At 35.2% G+C, this 4,214-nt stretch carries 3 protein-coding genes and 1 other annotated feature; of the genes, 1 reads left to right on the forward strand and 2 read right to left on the reverse strand.

The genetic code is table 11. The annotated features are described in order from the left end of the window. Window positions 1–118 precede the first annotated feature (118 nt). Entirely contained in the window at window positions 119–1,417 is a 1,299-nt protein-coding gene (gene aspS, locus AB3X49_RS18635; protein ID WP_367963927.1) for an aspartate--tRNA(Asn) ligase, read from the reverse strand. A 105-nt stretch (window positions 1,418–1,522) separates the two neighbouring features. Next, window positions 1,523–1,734, reverse strand: a binding site (T-box leader). A gap of 251 nt (window positions 1,735–1,985) precedes the next feature. Here aspS and AB3X49_RS18640 point away from each other — a divergent pair. Continuing rightward, entirely contained in the window at window positions 1,986–2,465 is a 480-nt protein-coding gene (locus tag AB3X49_RS18640; protein ID WP_002065155.1) for a YozF family protein, read from the forward strand. A gap of 106 nt (window positions 2,466–2,571) precedes the next feature. Here the strand turns inward: AB3X49_RS18640 and AB3X49_RS18645 are convergent, their stop codons facing one another. Further along, window positions 2,572–4,083 (reverse strand): M36 family metallopeptidase, encoded by a 1,512-nt coding sequence (locus AB3X49_RS18645; RefSeq protein ID WP_367963929.1) that lies wholly within the window; start codon window positions 4,081–4,083, stop codon window positions 2,572–2,574. Window positions 4,084–4,214 lie beyond the last annotated feature (131 nt).

Genomic DNA, 4,214 nt, shown 5'->3' on the forward strand with positions numbered 1-4,214 from the left:
ATTTATAACTGTCAAGGGATATATTATTTTTTTGTCGAAAAGGATTTTTATAAACTTTCAATGTAAAAATAAAAGAACAGTAAAAAAGCATCTTCGCGATAATCGCGAAGATGCTTTTTTATGGTATAAGACGTGTACAATCTCTCGGAAAAGCACTCGCCTCTCGGACATTTGTTAACTCTAAAAGTTTATATACAACCCTTTCTAATCCTATCCCAAAACCACCATGTGGTGGACAACCGTATCGGAATGTATTTAAATAAGATTGAAATTTCTCTGGATGTAATCCTTTTTCTTTAAAAGAAGCAAGTAACATATCATAGTTATGAATTCGCTGTGCACCTGATGTAATTTCTAATCCTTTATATAATAAATCGAATGAATCAGTAATAGTTGGATTTTCTTTATTCGGTATCGTATACATCGGTCTCGCTTCTTTCGGATAATGTGTAATGAATACAAATTCACTATTATATGTTTCTTTCACATATTTCCCTAGTAACTTTTCACCTTCTGTATCTAAATCCCCTTCAGGAGATTCTTTCCGATACTTCATTTTCAAAATTTCTTGCGCTTCTGCCAATGTGATTTTAGGAATTTCTGTAATGACAGGTACTTCTATTTGTAGTAGTTGTAATTCTTTTTCACAGTTTTTTGCTACTTGTTGAAACATATATCGTAAAACATCCGTTTCTAATTGCATTACTTCATGAAAATCATGAATAAATCCAAGTTCTACATCTAACGATATATATTCATTTAAATGTCGTGACGAGTTATGAAGTTCAGCCCGGTACACAGGAGCAATTTCAAAAACACGTTCGAGCCCTCCGGCTACCATCATTTGTTTATAAAACTGTGGTGATTGAGCTAAATACGCTTCTTTTTGGAAATATGGAAGTTTAAAAACATTCGCGCCTCCTTCTGCCCCCTGCGAAACAATTTTCGGAGTAAATATACGTGTGAAATCGTTCTCTATCAGAAATTCACTAAAGCTCTGAACGAGTATAGATTTCACTTTAAATATCGCCGCGATTCGCTCATGTCTTAACGATAATACTCGCTCATTCAATAATTGATCTAGGCCAACTTGTAACTTTTTTTTATTTATTTCAAATGGGAGTGATTCTGCTCCATTTAGTACTTTCACTTCATGTGCAAGTATTTCAACACCTAATTCTGTTTTCGGTGTCTCTACTATTTCTCCAATTATTTGGACCACACTTTCAACATCAACTTTGTATCCGGCTAACTCGTTTTCTAATACACATTGAATAACTCCCGTTCGGTCTCTTAATAATAAAAAACTAACATTCCCTAGATGACGAATCTTTTTTACCCATCCTTGTAGTAATACAACCTTCCCGCCATGTTCCGTACATTCTCGTGTGAGTGAACGCTTCATTATTTGATCCATTACATTTCCCTCCAATAGTTTTATTTTTATTTACATTATTGTTGTCATCGTCGTCATCCACGGTCACTCACCTCCTTTCAAAGAATACAAAAATCCGCCCCTATAAATAGGGACGGATTTTTCCGCGGTACCACCCAAATTGTCATAATGACCATCTTAGCCCTGATAACGGTAGGTACCGTTTGCTTTTACTAATTATCACGTTCAAAGCAACACTCACAGGTGTCTTTCCATCATGCGGTATCGCAATCTTCCCAGCAATCGATTGCTCTCTGTAGACCCTTGCATCATGTACTTTTCCTAATCATCACTTTTTGTATTTACAGAGTATTCTATCTTTTAAATTTATAAAACGCAAGCCTTTTTAGAAAAATATTGCGATTTCTCACTAAACAGACCCCTTCTAAAGGTATGTAATATGAACATTGAACTCTATACAATTATCATTTGACAGCTTAGAAATGTTTTATTCTTCTCAAATTCTTTCAATTGAATTTTTTCCATTTTATTACATATTTTACGCATTTCCCACGCATATTATTATTAAAGTTTTATCGGAGGTGTACATATGAAAAAAACAATTAGTTTCTTTCTCCTATTATTATGCTTAGTTGTAGTTAATGAAGCATATGCCTATTCACCAAAATCTTTACCAATCTCTCAAAATTCTGATCAATGGCAAGTAAATATTGATGAAGTAAAAAGAACGAGTGAAAAATTGTTACAACCAAAAAAAGGTGTATTTCAAACATATCATTTCTCTGTAAAAAATCTTGGGAAAAGTGAAGTGTATAATGTACAAGTTGAAGTTTTTCGGAATGAACCAAATACGAAAACAAAATATGAACTCTTTTCCCTAAAAGAAAGTCGTCTAGCGGGCGGTAAAACTGGATTTGAACACGCTAATTTTCCAGTTTCTACAAAAGCGGATAAGGTTGACGTGATCATTACGTGGCAAGAACATCCTTTCCGCTCCATGAGAAACGGTCAAAAAGTTGAATCTAGAAAATTTAAAGAGCATTTTGTTTTTAAAGAAGCAGTAAAGTGAACTTATCGGTATATATACATTATTACCGCTACCAATAAATTTTCTAGTACCAGTTTTCTTAAGCAAATAAAAAAGTCGTGGCTTTTAAACGCCACGACTTTTTATATTAATTCGTACTAATCCCTCTCGCTGCCCAAATGCGATCAATTTCAGTCGCGTGTTGTCCGCCGTATAAAAGAGCAGCCGCTTGCTTAATTGCTTTCGCTCCATCACGGAATTTCGCATTTGGCGTTAATGACCAATGTGATTGTAAAATAATTTTTGTTGCTACATCACGTCCAAAAGATTGCGCCATTTCGTATTGACCTTGAGCCCAAATTTCCCCATCATTATGCACTTCATTCGTTATATCTTTCGGGTATACTTTATTCGTATCTAATCGGCGTAAGCACGTCGGATCTGAACTAGAATAAGCAGCCGCATCCCATTCTCCAATGCATGCTTTCCCGTATCCTGTTGTCGAAACTGCATCTTCATAAGTAGCACCTAAGAAATCTCCAAATCCTTCTCCCATCGCTCCACCTTCTGGTGAACTTCCGAAGCCTGGCACTTGATTATCTTGAATAGAATGACCATATTCATGCGCAATAATGCCAGCATCTTCTGCATCATCTACTCCGCCAGTACCGAAAGTTAAAGCTTTCGTTGATGGAGAATAGAATGAATCATCGTCAGTTGTACCATTTACATTCACTTTAATCGAACGTTTATTAATATTTTGAAAGCCTAATCCTTGAATGTAACGCTGTAATGTATCAATATGATAATATGACATAACATCTTCAAAACTATCATTTGCACGTGTATAGTTAAATTGTAAGTTTGTAGATTTCGTCTTCGCTTTTGAAGAAATCGTAACATACTCACCAATTAAAAATCCTGTACCATCTAAACCTTTTAACGTAACAGTTTTCAATTGATTCGTTAATGCTGTTGAATCTGCATCATTATTATCTTTTAACCCTGCTAAACTTCCACTAGATACGACAGGGTTAGGTAAAAATACTTTTCCTGTTCCTTCTGCTTTTCGGTTTATATCAACTTTTTTAATTAACTTTCCATTTTCCGCATCAATGAATGTTTCCCATGCACCGAATGGATTATTAGAATGGACTACCACTTTATATACAGGAATAGCGACTCCCTCTTCAACAATATATCCGAATTCTTTTTCTGTAGGAGCCCATAAGTTTTGCTCACTTTCTCCTCCAACATACGCCATCGATTTTTGTTCTGCATCTTTTTCACTAATTTTTTTCGTAACTTCCTTCACACCTGTAACAGGCTGATAATCAGAAACCGCAAGTAAGCCTTTTCCCTCTCCGTTAAGAGTAACTGTAATTTGTTTTGAAAATACAGGCGCACCATTGACCACTTGTTGGAACCTAACATATGAAGCTACTGATGTTTCTGTTGTAGAAATATATTGCAAGTCTGAAAGGTCTGCCTTCAATCCATATTCCGTAGCATGTCCTTTTAAATATTCAATTGCTTTTTTCTGTGGTGAATAAGCTTCTAGCTTTACTTGCTGTTGTTTTTCCAATGCCGAAACCGTAGAAATCGTCCCCATTACTAATGGCACAGTCATTGCCATTGCCACCATTTTTTTGTTTAACATAAAACCACTCCCCCTAATAAATTGAATCCTTTACCCCATTCCTATAAAGCTATTACTGTCCACAAGTAACGAGATAAATTGAATCTACGAGTAATTCTATACAAACAATTCTATTACCTTTACATTTTGGG

It is taken from the genome of Bacillus sp. C30 (assembly GCF_040838255.1).
Lineage (GTDB): Bacteria > Bacillota > Bacilli > Bacillales > Bacillaceae_G > Bacillus_A > Bacillus_A mycoides.